12 protein-coding genes are annotated in these 15497 nt (G+C 33.5%); 5 read left to right on the forward strand and 7 right to left on the reverse strand.

Annotated elements, in window-relative coordinates; translation table 11 throughout:
• Positions 1 to 109: 109 nt before the first annotated feature.
• Complete coding sequence (locus CCPUN_RS03330; protein WP_133282169.1) at positions 110 to 805, forward strand: RING finger protein; 696 nt, start codon at positions 110 to 112, stop codon at positions 803 to 805.
• Positions 806 to 1011: 206 nt separating this feature from the next.
• On the opposite strand, the gene radC is transcribed toward CCPUN_RS03330, so the two are convergent.
• The 3 genes from radC to CCPUN_RS03345 form a co-directional block, all read right to left on the reverse strand.
• On the reverse strand, positions 1012 to 1728 hold the full coding sequence (gene radC / locus CCPUN_RS03335; protein WP_133282170.1) for a RadC family protein: 717 nt from the start codon (positions 1726 to 1728) through the stop codon (positions 1012 to 1014).
• 17 nt (positions 1729 to 1745) lie between these two features.
• Positions 1746 to 2012 (reverse strand): 30S ribosomal protein S20, encoded by a 267-nt coding sequence (rpsT, locus tag CCPUN_RS03340; protein ID WP_133282171.1) that lies wholly within the window; start codon positions 2010 to 2012, stop codon positions 1746 to 1748.
• A gap of 71 nt (positions 2013 to 2083) precedes the next feature.
• Positions 2084 to 3373 (reverse strand): hypothetical protein, encoded by a 1290-nt coding sequence (locus CCPUN_RS03345; protein ID WP_133282172.1) that lies wholly within the window; start codon positions 3371 to 3373, stop codon positions 2084 to 2086.
• Positions 3374 to 4074: 701 nt separating this feature from the next.
• Here CCPUN_RS03345 and CCPUN_RS03350 point away from each other — a divergent pair.
• Positions 4075 to 4272, forward strand: coding sequence for a histone H1 (locus CCPUN_RS03350; protein ID WP_133282173.1), 198 nt, complete (start codon positions 4075 to 4077; stop codon positions 4270 to 4272).
• A 43-nt stretch (positions 4273 to 4315) separates the two neighbouring features.
• On the opposite strand, the gene murD is transcribed toward CCPUN_RS03350, so the two are convergent.
• The 4 genes from murD to CCPUN_RS03370 all read right to left on the reverse strand — a co-directional run bounded on the left by murD (position 4316) and on the right by CCPUN_RS03370 (position 9909).
• Positions 4316 to 5674, reverse strand: a complete 1359-nt coding sequence (murD, locus tag CCPUN_RS03355) for a UDP-N-acetylmuramoyl-L-alanine--D-glutamate ligase (RefSeq protein WP_204594650.1) — start codon at positions 5672 to 5674, stop codon at positions 4316 to 4318.
• Positions 5675 to 5680: 6 nt separating this feature from the next.
• On the reverse strand, positions 5681 to 6490 hold the full coding sequence (locus tag CCPUN_RS03360) for a CPBP family intramembrane glutamic endopeptidase (RefSeq protein ID WP_133282175.1): 810 nt from the start codon (positions 6488 to 6490) through the stop codon (positions 5681 to 5683).
• Between the two features lie 306 nt (positions 6491 to 6796).
• On the reverse strand, positions 6797 to 8821 hold the full coding sequence (locus tag CCPUN_RS03365) for an AAA family ATPase (protein ID WP_133282176.1): 2025 nt from the start codon (positions 8819 to 8821) through the stop codon (positions 6797 to 6799).
• 536 nt (positions 8822 to 9357) lie between these two features.
• Positions 9358 to 9909, reverse strand: coding sequence for a hypothetical protein (locus tag CCPUN_RS03370; protein WP_133282177.1), 552 nt, complete (start codon positions 9907 to 9909; stop codon positions 9358 to 9360).
• Positions 9910 to 10418: 509 nt separating this feature from the next.
• Between CCPUN_RS03370 and CCPUN_RS03375 the strand changes: the two genes are divergently transcribed.
• From CCPUN_RS03375 to CCPUN_RS03385, 3 genes are all read left to right on the forward strand, one after another.
• Positions 10419 to 13178: a sodium:solute symporter family protein gene (locus CCPUN_RS03375; protein ID WP_133282178.1), complete on the forward strand. Its 2760-nt coding sequence runs from the start codon at positions 10419 to 10421 to the stop codon at positions 13176 to 13178.
• Positions 13132 to 13974 carry an HD domain-containing protein gene (locus CCPUN_RS03380; RefSeq protein ID WP_133282179.1) on the forward strand — a complete coding sequence of 281 codons (843 nt, stop codon included), beginning with the start codon at positions 13132 to 13134 and terminating at the stop codon, positions 13972 to 13974. The genes CCPUN_RS03375 and CCPUN_RS03380 overlap by 47 nt, the downstream gene beginning before the upstream one ends.
• A 242-nt stretch (positions 13975 to 14216) precedes the next feature.
• On the forward strand, positions 14217 to 15497 hold a 1281-nt coding region (locus tag CCPUN_RS03385), incomplete at its 3' end, for an AAA family ATPase (protein WP_133282180.1).

Here is a 15497-nt window from a genome sequence, read left to right on the forward strand (position 1 = left end):
TGAACCCTTAAAAATTTTTCAGGAAAAGTTATGGCGTAATCCATATACAGCTTTTAATTAAAAATGCGAAAGTCCTGCAGCAGTCAGTAAAAGTGGCTTTACGCCTTTAATGTTAGCAATAACTAATGGGCATAAGGATCTTATTCCCTTGCTATCTCCAGATGAATTTAATCGATCTACATTAGAACCAAGTGGAGCATCATTAGATATTTCCTCAAAGAATTGTGCGATTTGTCATGTGCCATTTGATCCTAATGATGTTACAAAACCTATTGTTGTACTACCATGTAGCATACATCATCGTTTTCATAGCAAATGTATAGATCATAAGACATCATGCCCAATATGTCTAAGCACTATTACTCATCATGAACAATATTCTAATATAATTGAAAACCAAGATCATTATCAATCATTGCTTATAGATTCTATACAGAACTGCAACAAAGAAGCTTTTGATGAATCCCTTAAATATAGAATAGATCCAAATATTCCGGATAAAAATGGAAGAGCTCCGCTTGCTTTGGTAGGGCACTATACGTACAAAAGCGAGTCTGTTAAAACTCCTAAGGATATGATGATTTCACTCATTAAACATGGTGCATATATAGGTAATAATAATATAAAAAGCTATTTTCTTGAGCGATATCATGATATTTTAGAAGAAGCTGGAGCTTTCGATAATGTAAGTTATGCTGGGCGCAGATCATTTAGAATACCCTTAGACAAAGAGCTATTTTGTGAAAGTAGTACACAGACAAAACATAAATACTCTGATGGTAGTCATCTTCGTTCACATGGTTAACAGAAATTTACGATACAATCATAAGGTGCAAAAGCAATTTATACAGGACTAATGTTTAGAAATTTTATAGTCTGGCCTACACGAAGCTTTTAGCTAAAAATGCGGAAGTCCTGTTATGGATAGAAGGGCTTTAGGGTATAGAAAATTTTCTGGTGCAAACCATCTTAAAACAAAGATAATCAAGATGTTAGAAAGAGAATATGGTGTTATGGATAAAGTATTCTTTGGTCGGAAAAACTAAAATAACTACTATCTGTGAATATAATATGATCCATAATGTCTATATTCAGCAGCTTCCCAGCATTTACAATGCGATGCGTTAGTTGAATGTCAGCATTACTTGGAGAATGGTCACCAGAGGGGTGGTTATGAGCCAGTATAATACCCGTAGCCTGGTGCTCCAGTACTAATCTAAATATTGAACTCGGGTCTACAATTGTTGCAGTAATTCCTCCGCTACTAATCTTGACTTTTTTGATCAAATAGTTAGACCTATTTAATAACAATATCCAGGCTTCTTCTATGAGCTTGTCTGTTAGATCTGGTCGAAGTAGCGCATATGCTTTAGCAGAAGAGTCAACTAGTTCTTTTTTGCTATTGGTTTCATAAGCTCGCCTCCGTGTAAGCTCCATAGCACATACAATTGTAATGGCTTTTGCTACACCAACCCCTCTAAAGCGTTGTAATTCTTGTACAGAACGTTTAGCCAGTTCTTGAAGGCTATTTCCATTAGCTTTTAAAATATGTTGAGCAAGTGCGATAACACTCATATCACGAGTACCGGATCCTATAAGGACGGCTAATAATTCAGCGTCACTTAAAGAAACAGTTCCCTTCTTCAACAGTTTTTCTCTAGGTCTATCTTCGTTTGCTAAGTCTTTTATTCTAAGTGTCGCTCTTGATACGTCCTTATTTTGTGACATACAAATCTCTACGCTAACTAGGAAGCTGTTGCAGTTAATCGATTTACATATTTGGCAAGTTTAGCTTTATTATTTGCTCCCTTATTTTTATGAATTATGTTTTTAGATGCAAGCTTATCAATCATAGAAAAAACGGTAGGCAATAACGTTTCTGCAGCAGTTTTGTCTGTAAGTTTTTTAACTTTTTTGATAAAAGTTCTACATGTCTTTAACTGATAACGATTGCGCACATATTTTGTGTGATTGGATCTTATTCGTTTTTCAGCTGATTTATGATTTGCCATATGTATGTATTGAAATTACTATTTATCTTAGCACAAGATAGCACTTTTTTACATAAAATTCAATTATATGCTTAGATGGATATCCCCAATCGAATGCCAGGGATTTCTTTATAACGAAAAGTTATACCTACAAAAAATGATTTTGTAAGCATACATTGTAAATGTACAGAAAAAACGCCACGATCCTCTATAAATTTCGAAAATTCTGATGACGTTTCTGCATAATCATCATCCAAATAACTAGATCTAGGAGCAGGTTTTTTTACATTAATAAAATGACAACCTATTTGCAATTGAGATAAAAATCGTCCATAACGTATTTCATGCCCTAGAAATGGTATAAACTCCATACCTCCTGGAACAGTAGTATCAGCCAGAATGGCTTTTTTATGTAGATTGTAGCCTAACTCTAATGTGCAAACCATTGCGTTAATATGATTGATAGAAAAGCTTAATGAGGAAGATGTTCTAAAAATGGGATAGTATTTTTTCTCCAGTATATGGCATTTGCTGCTATAACTTATACTACAGTCCACTCTACTTCCTTGTCTTTTTTTATCGTTAATTGGTGGAATATCTTTCCTTAAAAAGGGATCTGGATTAACTATATACCGCATGCCTATGCCTATAGTAGGAGCAAATACCAATTTTATACGGTTATCCTCTTCCAGTTTTAATCGAATACTTTTTGTATTTAGGGTTGCTTTTATCTTGGGATAGTGTTGGGTATTTGGTACCCACCAGGCTAATAATAACCCAAATCCGAAGTTCATTTGAAAATATCTAGAAAACTGCCAATGGTAGGTCATTTCTTCAGTTCCTAAAAAAATATTTTGAGGTTTACTACCCATCTTTTGCAATATGCTTCCTCTAACCACCCCAAAAGTTACTCTATTACCCCATGTACTTGCTAATGGATTAGATTGATAAAACTCTACATAAGCTGAAAATCCGTATACTTTTGGAAATCTAAAGTGCCTCCATTCTTTTTTTAAAGCATATGGAAAACATAAAGACAGTCCAATCCTCGGGTATGTTTCTAAATTTTTTGCACAAAAATCATTAACATATAACATGTCTATGTCAAGTGTAGTAGGTACTACAAAAAATGGTGGACACGGATCACCTTTTCCCTTCTTATCAGCACAATTGATTAGTTCCTTATTATTGTAATGTCTGATGCCAGAACGTATTTGTATAGAAAATGGATAGAAATGCCAATCAGAATCACCCATAGTAATACCTTTTGACCCTTCTATATGTGGACCTTGATCTGCCTTGACATTACTTGGACAAAAGATTATAGAAGAGACAAGTGAGAAAAAAAAGATGCTACAATAGTACAGTTTTGTTAAGTCCAAAATATTATCGTATTAAAGTAAACAGGTATAAACACCAGCAATTCCGTTCTAGAAAAATTTTAGGCACAACACCTACCCTGGTTGCATAAGTTGCTATTACATAACTGGCATAAAAGATATAGAAAAATACAATGCTATTTTATACGTTTGTCAAAAAAAATTAAATAATGGACTTATACAACAGGTCTATTAAATTTAAAAATAAAAAAATAAATTGGAGCTCCCCCAGGTCATCTATCCAGCAGTGACATCATTTGTAGGTGTTGGCTTAAATATATAATGATATAAATCATTGATAATAAACATGTTTTGTTATTCTTAATAAGAAACGGTTAATTGTTTCAAACAAATACGTTCTAGGAAACTGTCTTACATGTATACCCATGTAAATGGAGTAAACATATCCAATAAAAAAATAAAGTAATCATTTTCAATACAAAAACAATGGGGCTGTTTAAAAAGCTTAGCATCATATATGTAAACCACCATATTTTATATTAAAAAGAATATGAAGATAATTTCATAAAAGATAGTATATTTAGTTTTAGGCTATATAAATAGGGATTTATACGCATTAGAAGTCCATAATTTTGCCCTGTTGTTAATTATATATAGCTATAATGACTATTGTAAATTGGTTTTAATTTTGTAGTCGACTTATAGCATAGTATAAGATTAGTTATTAATTTATTTTGTATATCATGAACCGATTTGAAGAAATAAAAGATTTGATTCTTTCTCTAGAAGATGAATTTTATAAATTCTATGAAAAAAATAATAAAACGGCTGGAACACGGGTACGTAAAGGCATGCAAGAACTCAAAAAAATAGCACAAGAAGTTCGTCAGAATGTTTTAGAGTTTAAAGCAACTAACGAAAGTCCTAAACCGAAAAGTTAACTTTTAAAAATTGTTTCTTAGTATCTATTCATGTGAATGGATACTAAGCATGTTTTTCATTGCTTAATAGGCATGTTATCTTTTTCTTAAACTGATTTCCTCTATCTTCAAAATTCTTAAATAAATCAAAGCTAGCACATGCAGGAGATAGAAGTATTACTTCTCCTGGCAATGCCATAGATAAGGCAAGGTCTACAGCTGATGACATGTTATTGGTTTCTTGCATAGGCAGTCCTAGTGGATAAAAAGCTTGCATAATAGTAGCATTGTCTTTTCCCAAACAAATAATTGCTTTTACTTTTTCCCTTATAATTGGTAGCAGTACTGTATAATCATTTCCTTTGTCTTTACCTCCTACAATCCAAATGATTGGACAATTAAAACTAAGTAATGCAACCTGAACGGATGCAATATTTGTAGCTTTTGAGTCATTATAGCAGTTTACATTTTGTGGTGCACCACACCATTCTATGCGATGTGGTAATCCATAAAAACTAGGTAATGCACTGGTAATAACGTCTAAGGGAACTCCCACCAGCATTGCTATAGTGACGGCAGCCATCGTGTTGTACCGATTATGTGGGCCAGGTAAATGTATTAGATTGTGGTTAATGGAAAAAGCATGTTCTTTAAACTTAAAGTAGCATGCCTCGTTGTTGCTGTATATAGCAGGTAGGAATTGCATTTCAGTAAAAATAGAAATAGGATATAATCTTGAGGAAGTGTTAAGCTCATACAAGTATTGGTTAATAATGGGATCATCTGCATTATAAATAAAATGATCTGCACTACTCATATTGCGCAATATATTCAGTTTTGCTCTTGCATAGGCAGCTATAGAATGACTGTATCTGTCTAAATGATCAGATGTAATATTTAATAGACAAGCAATATCTGCTTTAAAGTTGTTTATACCGTCTAGTTGAAAGCTGGATAGCTCTAGTATATAGTAATCGTAACTATTTTCCGCTATGCACCTAGCAAAGCTATATCCCATATTCCCGGCTATAGCAACATGAAACCCTGCTTCTTTGAGTAAATGATATGTAAGATATGTTGTAGTGCTTTTGCCATTTGATCCTGTTATGGCTATAATTTTTCCTTTTCCGTATCGTGCAGCAAACTCTATTTCATCTATTATAGGTATGCCACTTTTTAACAACAGTTCTACTATAGCTATATCATTTGGTATTCCTGGACTTTTTATAACCTCTTGAGAACATAGCACCTTTTCCTCACTATGACCTCCTTCTTCAAAGGGGATATTGTGTGTTATCAAAAAATGCTTATATTGGGTCGCAATAATGTTAGCATCTGATACAAAAACATCTAATCCTAGTTTCTTTGCTAATAATGCAGCACCAATACCGCTTTCTCCACCGCCTAATATAACTAATGTCATTATAATTTAATTTAATCTTTTAGCTTTATGTTTTTGCTTTGTTATATGGGATATATAAAAGTAAATAATGACCCAACACCCTATGACTAAAATCATACGTGACAGTATGGTAAATCTGGGCATAAACCAATCAAGCTTTTCTTCTATCTGAAAATAAATTATAGATACCATGCATAAATTATGCATAGCATGTGCTATAATGGGATAAATAATGTGGCCGGTTTTATGATAAAGATAACTAAAGAAGCATCCCATGATGAAATAAAATGACATATTAGCTCTGTCTCCATGTATCAAGCTAAATAGTAATGCGCTGATTAATATAGATTGTACACGACGTTGTGTGATTGTATACAATAGTGGTTGAAAAACTCCTCTAAACAGTAATTCTTCGCTAATAGCAGCAAGACAGGTTACTTGTAGTATACCAAAAAATAAGAAATGGGCTGTGCTATCAAAGTGTAACGTAAGCTGTGTATCTAGTTTCCACCATTCTTGCTGAATGCTTGTCCATAGTGTCATAGAAAATATCATGATCAACTGAGCAACTACAATACCAGGTCCTAGCCTGAAAAAATTGGGAGGTCGTTTAGTAAACGTATTTATGCTTTTTTTCTCATAGAGGTACAAATAAACTACAGAAATAACGCATATCACAACATGTATTATAAGATCTTGCCAATTTTTTTTGTCTTCAGTGATTTCTAAAAAAACACAACTGTGTATTTTTATTATTATTGTGGATAATATGATACCTATACCCAAACTCATTAAGCAGATATTCAATAACTTAAAGAGTTTATGAATTGGTCTCATGATTGATATATATATTATTCATAATATTGATTTTAGGTTATGATGCTCATTTCCAAAACAAGAATATGAGAACTAACTTAACTAACTTAGTATCATATAGTTTAACCCCTACTCGCAATTATCGAGTCACCCAGGGTTTCCCCCAGGTGCTCACAGAACCGTACGTGAAACTCTCGCTTCATACGGCTCTTTGTGTTAGAAGCTTGATTGTTTGAGACCTGCCTTCTACCAGCCGATCCCGGTGGGCCTACCACCATGCCCTACTCAGCATCACGCCGGATTTAATCCTTTGTGTTCTTGACACACTTAGCCCTGTTTACTATTCCTTGATTTTCTTTGATATATTTCTTCAGTTTCTTCTTTAGATAATTCTGACACAGAAAAACTATTACTAACAGGTGAATAAGTAAACTTTTTTATAAGATCATTTTCCCAATTGTTGTTATGATCTCTACGTCGGATTAGCAAAGAACATGCATCGATATTACGATGGCTAGGATCTGGATCGTTTTTATTGTCATCATTGAATCTGATATTTAGACCTACACATACGATCTTGTTATATTCATTAATATACTGACCATAATAATCTCTATCTAGTATTTGTTTTAATCCTGTACAAGCATCTTTATTTAATTTTAACTCAAGTATATAAATGGTATGATTGGATTTATCCTTTATGACAATATCCATTTGACCAATATTTGATATCGTTTCTACAGCAATTTCCACATTACCGTTATCTAAAAACACACCATTTAAAAACATAAACAGCAAACCATGAAAATACTTTTCAGATTTTTCTGTTAGTTCATAGCTGGCTTTAGCATAACAATTACTTCTAAATATGGAAAAAAGTTTTTGCCAATCTTCTTCTTTAAAAGCTGATTGTACATTTAAACTTTCTGCTATGCCATATGTTCTTTCTTGATTAGTAAGGTGCTTTTCAAAATGCTCATACAAAGCTTGTTTTACTTCTTGATTAGGAAAGTCTAAGGTATACTTTTGCGTTTCAAAGTCATACGATTTTATCGTTAAATAACCCGTTTGATACATTAATGGAATAATATCTAGTTTTTTAAGATCTTTGGTAGAGAGTAAGTCACTTTCTGTTTGTAATAAACTCTCTTTAATATTTTTTATTGAAAATCTTTCAATATTAGCTTCCATTTGATCTGTTAATATCGTAGTATCTGCGGTATCTTTCCAATAACCTTTTATCTCTCCAGAGTCAAAACAAGAGAGTACAGAAGAGGGATTATACATAGCTTCACCATCAGCATGAAACTTATAGCCATTATAATATGCTTGCATATGATCCATAACGCCAATATTATCACAGGAATTAGGATGATCTGGAAGATTAAAAGCTCTTTTATAACAATTTTCAATCCTGTTTTTTATAAATGGATATCTCGTAAAGATTGTTTCAATATGTTCTTTAGTATACCCAACAACACCTGCATATTGTGTATGAAGAGACACATTTCCTGGATGAAATATATTAGCACCTGAACCTAATTCACTGAGACTAAACTTATATACCCCTGTCAAAAGTATTAGTTGACAAGAACCAGAATAACTTTTTACTACAGATAAAAAACCCTCAAGAATATCTTTGTTTTTTTTATATAAAATCTCAGCATCAATAATAACTTGAGGTTTTGATTGGCTATCTTCTTTGATTTTATATTCTTGATATAGCTTATCAATATTAGACTTAAGCTTTGCTATGGGACTATCATATTCATCTATTAAAAGAATTATTTTTTTTTCATATCCAAGTCTATCTAATTTTTTCATATTTTGAACTAAACTTTCAAACTTGGTTTGCCATGTACGACCTGTTATAGATACATTATAGTTTTCAGCAATTCTAATTAATTTATCTTCTAAAGATAGAATTACACTTTCGGATGAGGTATTGCTTAATCCTGAAAAATCCAATTTAATCACTGGGTATTTTGGCCATTTTTTGTCTAAGGGTACATATTTTTGAGGTATTTCATTGGGATCATCTGGATTTAATTTGATTGTACCAGTCTCTATAAAGCAATCTGAAAACAAATGTCTATATTCCTCTCCTTGTGCAATTTTATCTATCGTATCTATCAATAACGTTTTCCCAAATCTACGTGGACGTACCAAGAATACAGGACCATTTCTTTTTATTAAACGCCAAACATATTCTGTTTTATCTGCGTAATATCCTGAATGAATTACATCTCTAATATCAGATTGACAAATAGGTAAAACGCCTGTATACGCTAATTTTTGTCTTTTAGCATCATGTCCTATTTCTAGATTGCCTTCTAATTTTTCCACATCCATAGCATACTTATTAGCCTTACATGAAAATAAAGATAGTATAAAGACACAGTAATACCGTATCAATACTTGTGTTTTTTTTTAAACCATTTTAAAACATTGTTTTTTACCACTCGATATGTCTTAATGATCTATGTAGGCAGTAATAATAGAGAAGACTACATGAATGATACCTGTACCAGGTGTCACTATCTCCCATGAAGACAGATCAAGCTATATATCCTTAGTTACGCTACAAATATACAAAGACCTTAATAGGTTTTTCATGTTGTTCATGTCCGATTATAATCGGGTTATTTAGTTTATAACTCCCCAGACACCTTTCTTAATTTTTTAAAAACTGACTATCAAATACAAAAATATTTATAAACCTTAATATATAAGGAAATGTGCTAGCAAAATTTTTACTGTGCATTGTACATTTCATTTATCTATTGTACACAGAACATAGGGTACCCACAGGGAGTTAACAGATCTTCAAGATATTAGAAAGAAGATATAGTGCTAATGCTCGAAACCCCTTTCTACTTCAAGATGGTCTATGTATCATGATGATCCCTACTAAGTGTTTGTGATTTTATACTACTATCTATCGTTTCTTCATAGTTTCTCCTATGTTCTTGGAAATTTTCATCAAGTATACCCATTTCTTCTACATCAGATTTAGGTTTTGCCTTGCTTTTTAACGCTTTTTTTAAGTTTCTATGTGCCTGATCTTCAGTAGATTTTAGCTCACCAAGAACATTTTGCAGTGTTTGACCATCTAATAAAGGTAAAGTACCCCAGTTAATCTGGGCACCACATCCTCCAAGCCCTAATTGTGCCCCTGGCTTTAACTCTGACACTAAAAATCGATCCCATGTTACAGGATATGACTTGCCTATAAGCATATTTTTATATTCTTGGAACATGAACTTCAATGCACCATTAACTTCTTGTATAATCACGGTATACCAAGGACGACCTGTTGTTGGTATATCATATCCATGCGGTATATCTCCGCAAGTGGTTTGCCCATCGCAACCTTCTGTTTTTATCAAGAATTGCCCACATGAAGGACACTGTTTTATTTGATTTCGGTGGTGGTACAAATATATGATGGAATAAGTATTTGATCTTGAGTGTATTTTATGTCGTTTAATAAGAAGTGGTTAATTTTTTTTAAGCAAACACATTACAGAAAGCTATTCTGAATACCTCACTAACATAGATATAGTAAATAATGGCTTTAACAAAGACAAAAAATAGAATTATTTATGCAAAAAAATCAATAAAATATTCATTATCAAAACAAAAATATAAAATCTAGTTTGAGTAATTTAGTATCATATATTTGTACCACCACCAAAAAAGGACTAAATAAGATGATATAATAGCAACTACTTGGCATATTCTGATAAATAATTATGGCTTTTTAAGTAGATAGCCATCTATTTCAACCTAAAATAGTATTAAATATAAAGATTGATCTGTTCCATTTTTTTGATGGTACAACACTAGAAAAACAGGCTGGAATTGTTACTTCAGGGTTATATACACGCTCCGTATTATATAATCTTACCCTTTATTAGCACCTTCCAGCATTAAATTTGCTACCGTTATGAATATAGATTTTTTGATTGTAGCCATCTTTTTGATGGCCACCTTAGTCATTGGCTTCCACTACACCCTTAAAGAAACAACCTTTCAAGAATATGCCGTAGGGGATAAAAAGATAGGTACCTGGGTACTGGCAGCATCTCTGTTGGCAACGTATACAAATGGAATTACCATAGAAGGTATGACCTGGATGTATAGTTTAGGGTTATTGAGTCTTATTAACAGATTCAGTATGACTATTGGATTTCTATTCATAGCTAGATTTGTTCTAATTAAAAGTAAAGATATGATAACAAATCATTATTCTATGTCTGACTTTCTGGGAAAATTGTACGGTTTTTGGTGTAGGCAGCTTAGCGCGTGGATTGTAGTAGCTGGCGCCATACTGATTATGGCTGGATTAATCTTTTCCATGCAGGAAGTGGCGGGTATGCTTTATCCTATGCAGTCAAATGAAAAGTATATATTTACATTAATTATATGTGGGTGTGTCTGTGTGTATTCATTATGGGGTGGAGCCAAATCAGTAACCTACACAGACCTCTATCAATTTTTATTTTTTGGTCTTTCCCTACCCCTCATTATACTGGTACTATTCTATACGGGAAAAAGAGACTTTGCAACTGGAATAGCCCATTTACAACAGATGCCATCATTTAGTTTAACCAAAGTATACCAAAATATAGAATTAACCAGTGCCTTTCTTCTTTCTACTTTGACAGCCCTACTCAGGGATCCTAATACAATGGTACAACGCTTATTCGTCGTAAGGTCTGTAAGACAAGTACAGGGTTCATTTTATAAATTTGCCTTTGGCATGTTAGGTATCCATGTACTATTCTTTATTGTTGCCTGTCTGATGCACATCAAGGGACATGTACTAGCTCCTAATCAAACTGTAGTAGATTATCTATTACAGCTCAATGCTTTTCCAGGTATGCGTGGTATTTTGGCCTCTGTACTACTAGCCCTCCTTATGTCTACTATGGACTCTATGTTGCATGTGGCCACAGTTACTATCACAGGAGATATCATATCTCATCGTGAAGAATCCCAACATAACATAACCATAGTACGTATGGTCTGTTTTTGTAGTTGTCTATTAGCTTTTATACTAGCTATGCATGCTAAAAGTTTATTACATATTACTCGACAATATGTTGTATTGTCTCGAGGTATCATGGTAGTATTTATGGTAACTTTATTGGGTTTTAGGCCACGTGGTAAAGTAGTTGTAACTGTTTTAGGCATATCTACCCTACATGCCCTCTATAAAATGATATGGACGCCTTTTGTGAAAGATGAGGAAATTGTGTTACAAATTGGCTCTATTGTTGCTGCCCTTTTTCTTGGTCACTACCTTTTTCCCAAGCTGCCCAATACCGGCTGGGTTAAGGAAGTAAACCTAGATGTAATACTACAGAACCAACAAACCATCCGTTTCTGGAAGCAACGACTCCGAACCATTGAAAAAATACTTTACATAGGTCACTGGGCCAAGTATTATCCCAAGTCAGAATCTACCTTTTTTGCCTTGGGTTTTTATATGATTGTATCTGGTACAGTAGGCCTTTTTACCATGGATACAGATCGCTACTTTCCTAGTCATATCTATTGGTACTTTATCCCCCTTGTCTTGGGAACCTTGTGTGCTACCTACCCTATGACACATTCCTATAAAAGAGGTGGGAATATATTTACACATTTTATTATGTGGCCACTTTTATTATTTGTAGGCCTATTCATCTCCGGAATTGTTATGCTGGTAATGGGAGCCTATCATCCTGCTATATGTGTAATTTTTGTATTGAATATCTTAATAATTTATTTATTGTTATCTCTACCTACGGCATTCGGCATATTGCTGATAGGCAGCATGTGTATGGTAATGCCGTTTGCACATAAGCTAGGCTATTCGTTTATAACGTCTTCTTTTCCTTCTACATTTTCGATAGATATATTTTTATCCTGGCATGGACGAGAGGTAGCTGCTATAGTGCTTTTACTAATTGCCCTGATCTGTTTGGCTATCCACCACAAACATTACCGACGTACCATGCGTCGCAAAATGCAAGAACAAGACTATACAAAAAATTATGCGCAACGGGTAGAGCTAGACCATATACAGCGGGTAGCCTATTGGGAAAAATTGAACCCCATAGATGCCGGTCAAGAGCTTATAGAGATAGCCAATCAGATGGAGAGCAAACAGAAATCCATACTAGAGACAAAAAAGGAGTTGACCCTATCTAAAGCCAACGTAGCCGAAATGGCAGATGATATAGAGACCATACGTAATATTGGTCTATTTATTAAAGAAGCTGATTACGATAAATATCATCGAAATTATAATATAGAAATCAAAAAGGATATAGGACATGCTTTTAGTCTAGATGACCTTTTAGAAGATGTCTACCATAAGTATCGATATCTGGTAAAAGACAGAGGTGAAGAGACTCCAGAGATACTCTTTGATAACCATGTCAAAGGGCTCTTTATCAAAGCAGATAGAGAAAAACTACGCCATATGCTTATACAAAATTTGCTCTATACACCCCACCAAGGAGATCTATTGGTAGTCACACTGCAATCCACGCAACTCTCTTATCGATACCAAATCGACAAGCAGACACCTCAAAACAGCGAACGCTCAGAAAAAGGAATTGCTATTGCTATAAGTTCGCCTACAGAGAGATTAGCTATAGCAGATACCTATGGTAGTGCACCTCCATCCTCGTATTTTTATTCCAAAAGATATTGAAACGCTTTACCTGTATGAAAGTTTACGTATCATAGAGGCCCATGGAGGATACAGTAATATAGATGAGACAGAAGGTACTACAACACCCCTCTATGTATTACCAGTAGACTGTAGTGATGTAATTCGAACAAATACCTTTAAAGGCATAGATCTCTTTCCAGAAAAGTCATGTAAGGTGCTTTCTAGCCTATCGGAAGAAAAGAAACTTATCATTGCCTTAACAGAAAATCAGCTCTTTACGGAAGAAGAGGTTGGGAAATTAATAGACTTTATCAAAAGGGCCCATGGCAGTACATTGCGCGAATCGGGAGACCCTTATTACACGCATCCTATATGGACAGCCATTCATACATTATTGGAAAAAGCAGACCGTTCTATCGTCAAAGCAGCATTGTTACATGATATATTGGAAGATACCCAGGTTTCATTTCCCTACCTACAATGGAAGTTTGGGAAACGCGTTGCGCAACTGGTAGAACAGGTAACCCATATGAAAATTGGATCCAAGCGCTTTCTGCTCAGCAAAGAAGAACAACAGCTGCAGATGGAGCATATAGAACGAGATGCCTTGATTATTAAGTTAGCTGATCGTTTGCATAATGTACAGACTTTGTATGCACGTTCACCGGCTGATCAGAAACGTGTTGCCACTGAAACATTAGATTTCTTTATTCCCTTGGGAAAGAAATATGGTATAAACATTCTAGCGGATGGCTTAAAAGTAAGATGTGAATTTATTTTAGATAATTTGAAGCATAAGGATAAAGATAAGAACGATACACATGATCATAAATAAGTTTGTAAATGTTTTTCGCTTTATAACGTAACTAAAAGCCTACTCTGTTTTTAATAAGAGATAGGCAGGCGCTTGTTGCAGGTATCATTGATGTAGTCTTCTTTATTACTGCCTACATAGCTTATTAAAGTATATCTAATTAGTAAAAAAATAATGATATTTCAAAAAAATAAAAATATGGATGCGGTATTACTGTGTCTTAATACTATCTTTATTTTCATGTAAAACAAACAAAGTATGGTATGCATCAAGATTCAAAAGATTTAGGGAATAAAAGACCATTAGAAGACGTAAAAATAGGTTCTGATACTAAAAGACAAAAACTAGAATACACAGGAATTTTACCTATTGGTAAATCTAGCATTGAAGCTGTGATCAGGTCAGGATATTATGTAGATAAAACAAAACATGCTGAAACTTTATTTAAAGAAGAAGCTACTGTATTTCTCTCCCGTCCCCGTAGATTTGGTAAGTCTTTGTTTGTTAGCACATTAGAGGAAATAGCTAAAGGAAATAAAGAGCTATTTCAAGATTGTTACATCTATAATTCTGGTTATGATTGGAAGAAATATCCTGTCATTAGAGTGGACTTTTCAAATATTGATAATAATACTCCAGATATATTGAAAGAATCTCTTATAGATGTATTAGATGATATTGCTCTAAGCTACAATATAGATATAAAAGGGAATGCTATTAAAACAAGATTTAGACGACTTATTGAAGCACTTTCGAGTTTAAATGGTGATTATGATAATAAAATAGTTATTTTAGTAGATGAATACGATGCACCATTTATTAATCAATCAGATCCGATTATAAAAGAAGGTAATCGTTTGATTGTAAGGGAATTTTTAACTGTAATTAAAAGCCTTTCTTCTAAAGGTTTTATTAAGTTAGAATTTGTCACAGGTGTTAGTGCTTATTGTTTTAAAGAATGTCAGTCTGGTCCTAATAATCTAAAAGATATTACACTTAGTCCAAGTTATTCAGATATAGCCGGTTATAAGGAAAAAGAAGATTTGTTACAAGAAGATTCTCCTTATTATAAACGTATAAAACAGTTAGCAGAAGAACAAAAATTAGATCCAGTTAGAATTGTATCATATATGCGTTCTAAATACAATGGATATAAATTTGCTACACATAAAGATACCGTTGCAGTATATAATCCATGGTCTACCTTAAGATTTTTAGAAGATGGTAAACTAAACAACTATTGGTATAATTCAGGAACACCTACTTTTTTAACTAAAAGAGCTGATGATTCCTATTTTGACATAGATTTTAGTCAAAATATTATTACTACAGAGTATAAATTAACTAGTCCTAAAGAAAATGAGTTAAGTATGATTGGTAAAATGTTCCAATCAGGGTATCTCACTATTGATAAGTATGAACCACCATTAAATCAAGGAGAACTTCCATCAGATACAAAACCCTTATTAGTAAAATTCCCTAATGATGAAGTAAGAGAATCTTTTAAAGACTCATTATATGAAGAACTCAATGAAACAGTAAAA

The sequence above is a fragment of the Cardinium endosymbiont of Culicoides punctatus genome (assembly GCF_004354815.1).
Taxonomy (GTDB): domain Bacteria; phylum Bacteroidota; class Bacteroidia; order Cytophagales; family Amoebophilaceae; genus Cardinium.

What these genes read in the sequence shown, in the direction of transcription:
- CCPUN_RS03380 (WP_133282179.1), top strand. Translation starts at nt 13,132, where the DNA reads ATGGTAGTGCACCTCCATCCTCGTATTTTTATTCCAAAAGATATTGAA.
- radC (WP_133282170.1), bottom strand. Translation starts at nt 1,728, where the DNA reads ATGTCACAAAATAAGGACGTATCAAGAGCGACACTTAGAATAAAAGAC.
- CCPUN_RS03365 (WP_133282176.1), bottom strand. Translation starts at nt 8,821, where the DNA reads ATGGATGTGGAAAAATTAGAAGGCAATCTAGAAATAGGACATGATGCT.
- CCPUN_RS03350 (WP_133282173.1), top strand. Translation starts at nt 4,075, where the DNA reads ATGAACCGATTTGAAGAAATAAAAGATTTGATTCTTTCTCTAGAAGAT.
- rpsT (WP_133282171.1), bottom strand. Translation starts at nt 2,012, where the DNA reads ATGGCAAATCATAAATCAGCTGAAAAACGAATAAGATCCAATCACACA.
- CCPUN_RS03375 (WP_133282178.1), top strand. Translation starts at nt 10,419, where the DNA reads ATGAATATAGATTTTTTGATTGTAGCCATCTTTTTGATGGCCACCTTA.
- murD (WP_204594650.1), bottom strand. Translation starts at nt 5,674, where the DNA reads ATGACATTAGTTATATTAGGCGGTGGAGAAAGCGGTATTGGTGCTGCA.
- CCPUN_RS03330 (WP_133282169.1), top strand. Translation starts at nt 110, where the DNA reads ATGTTAGCAATAACTAATGGGCATAAGGATCTTATTCCCTTGCTATCT.
- CCPUN_RS03360 (WP_133282175.1), bottom strand. Translation starts at nt 6,490, where the DNA reads ATGAGACCAATTCATAAACTCTTTAAGTTATTGAATATCTGCTTAATG.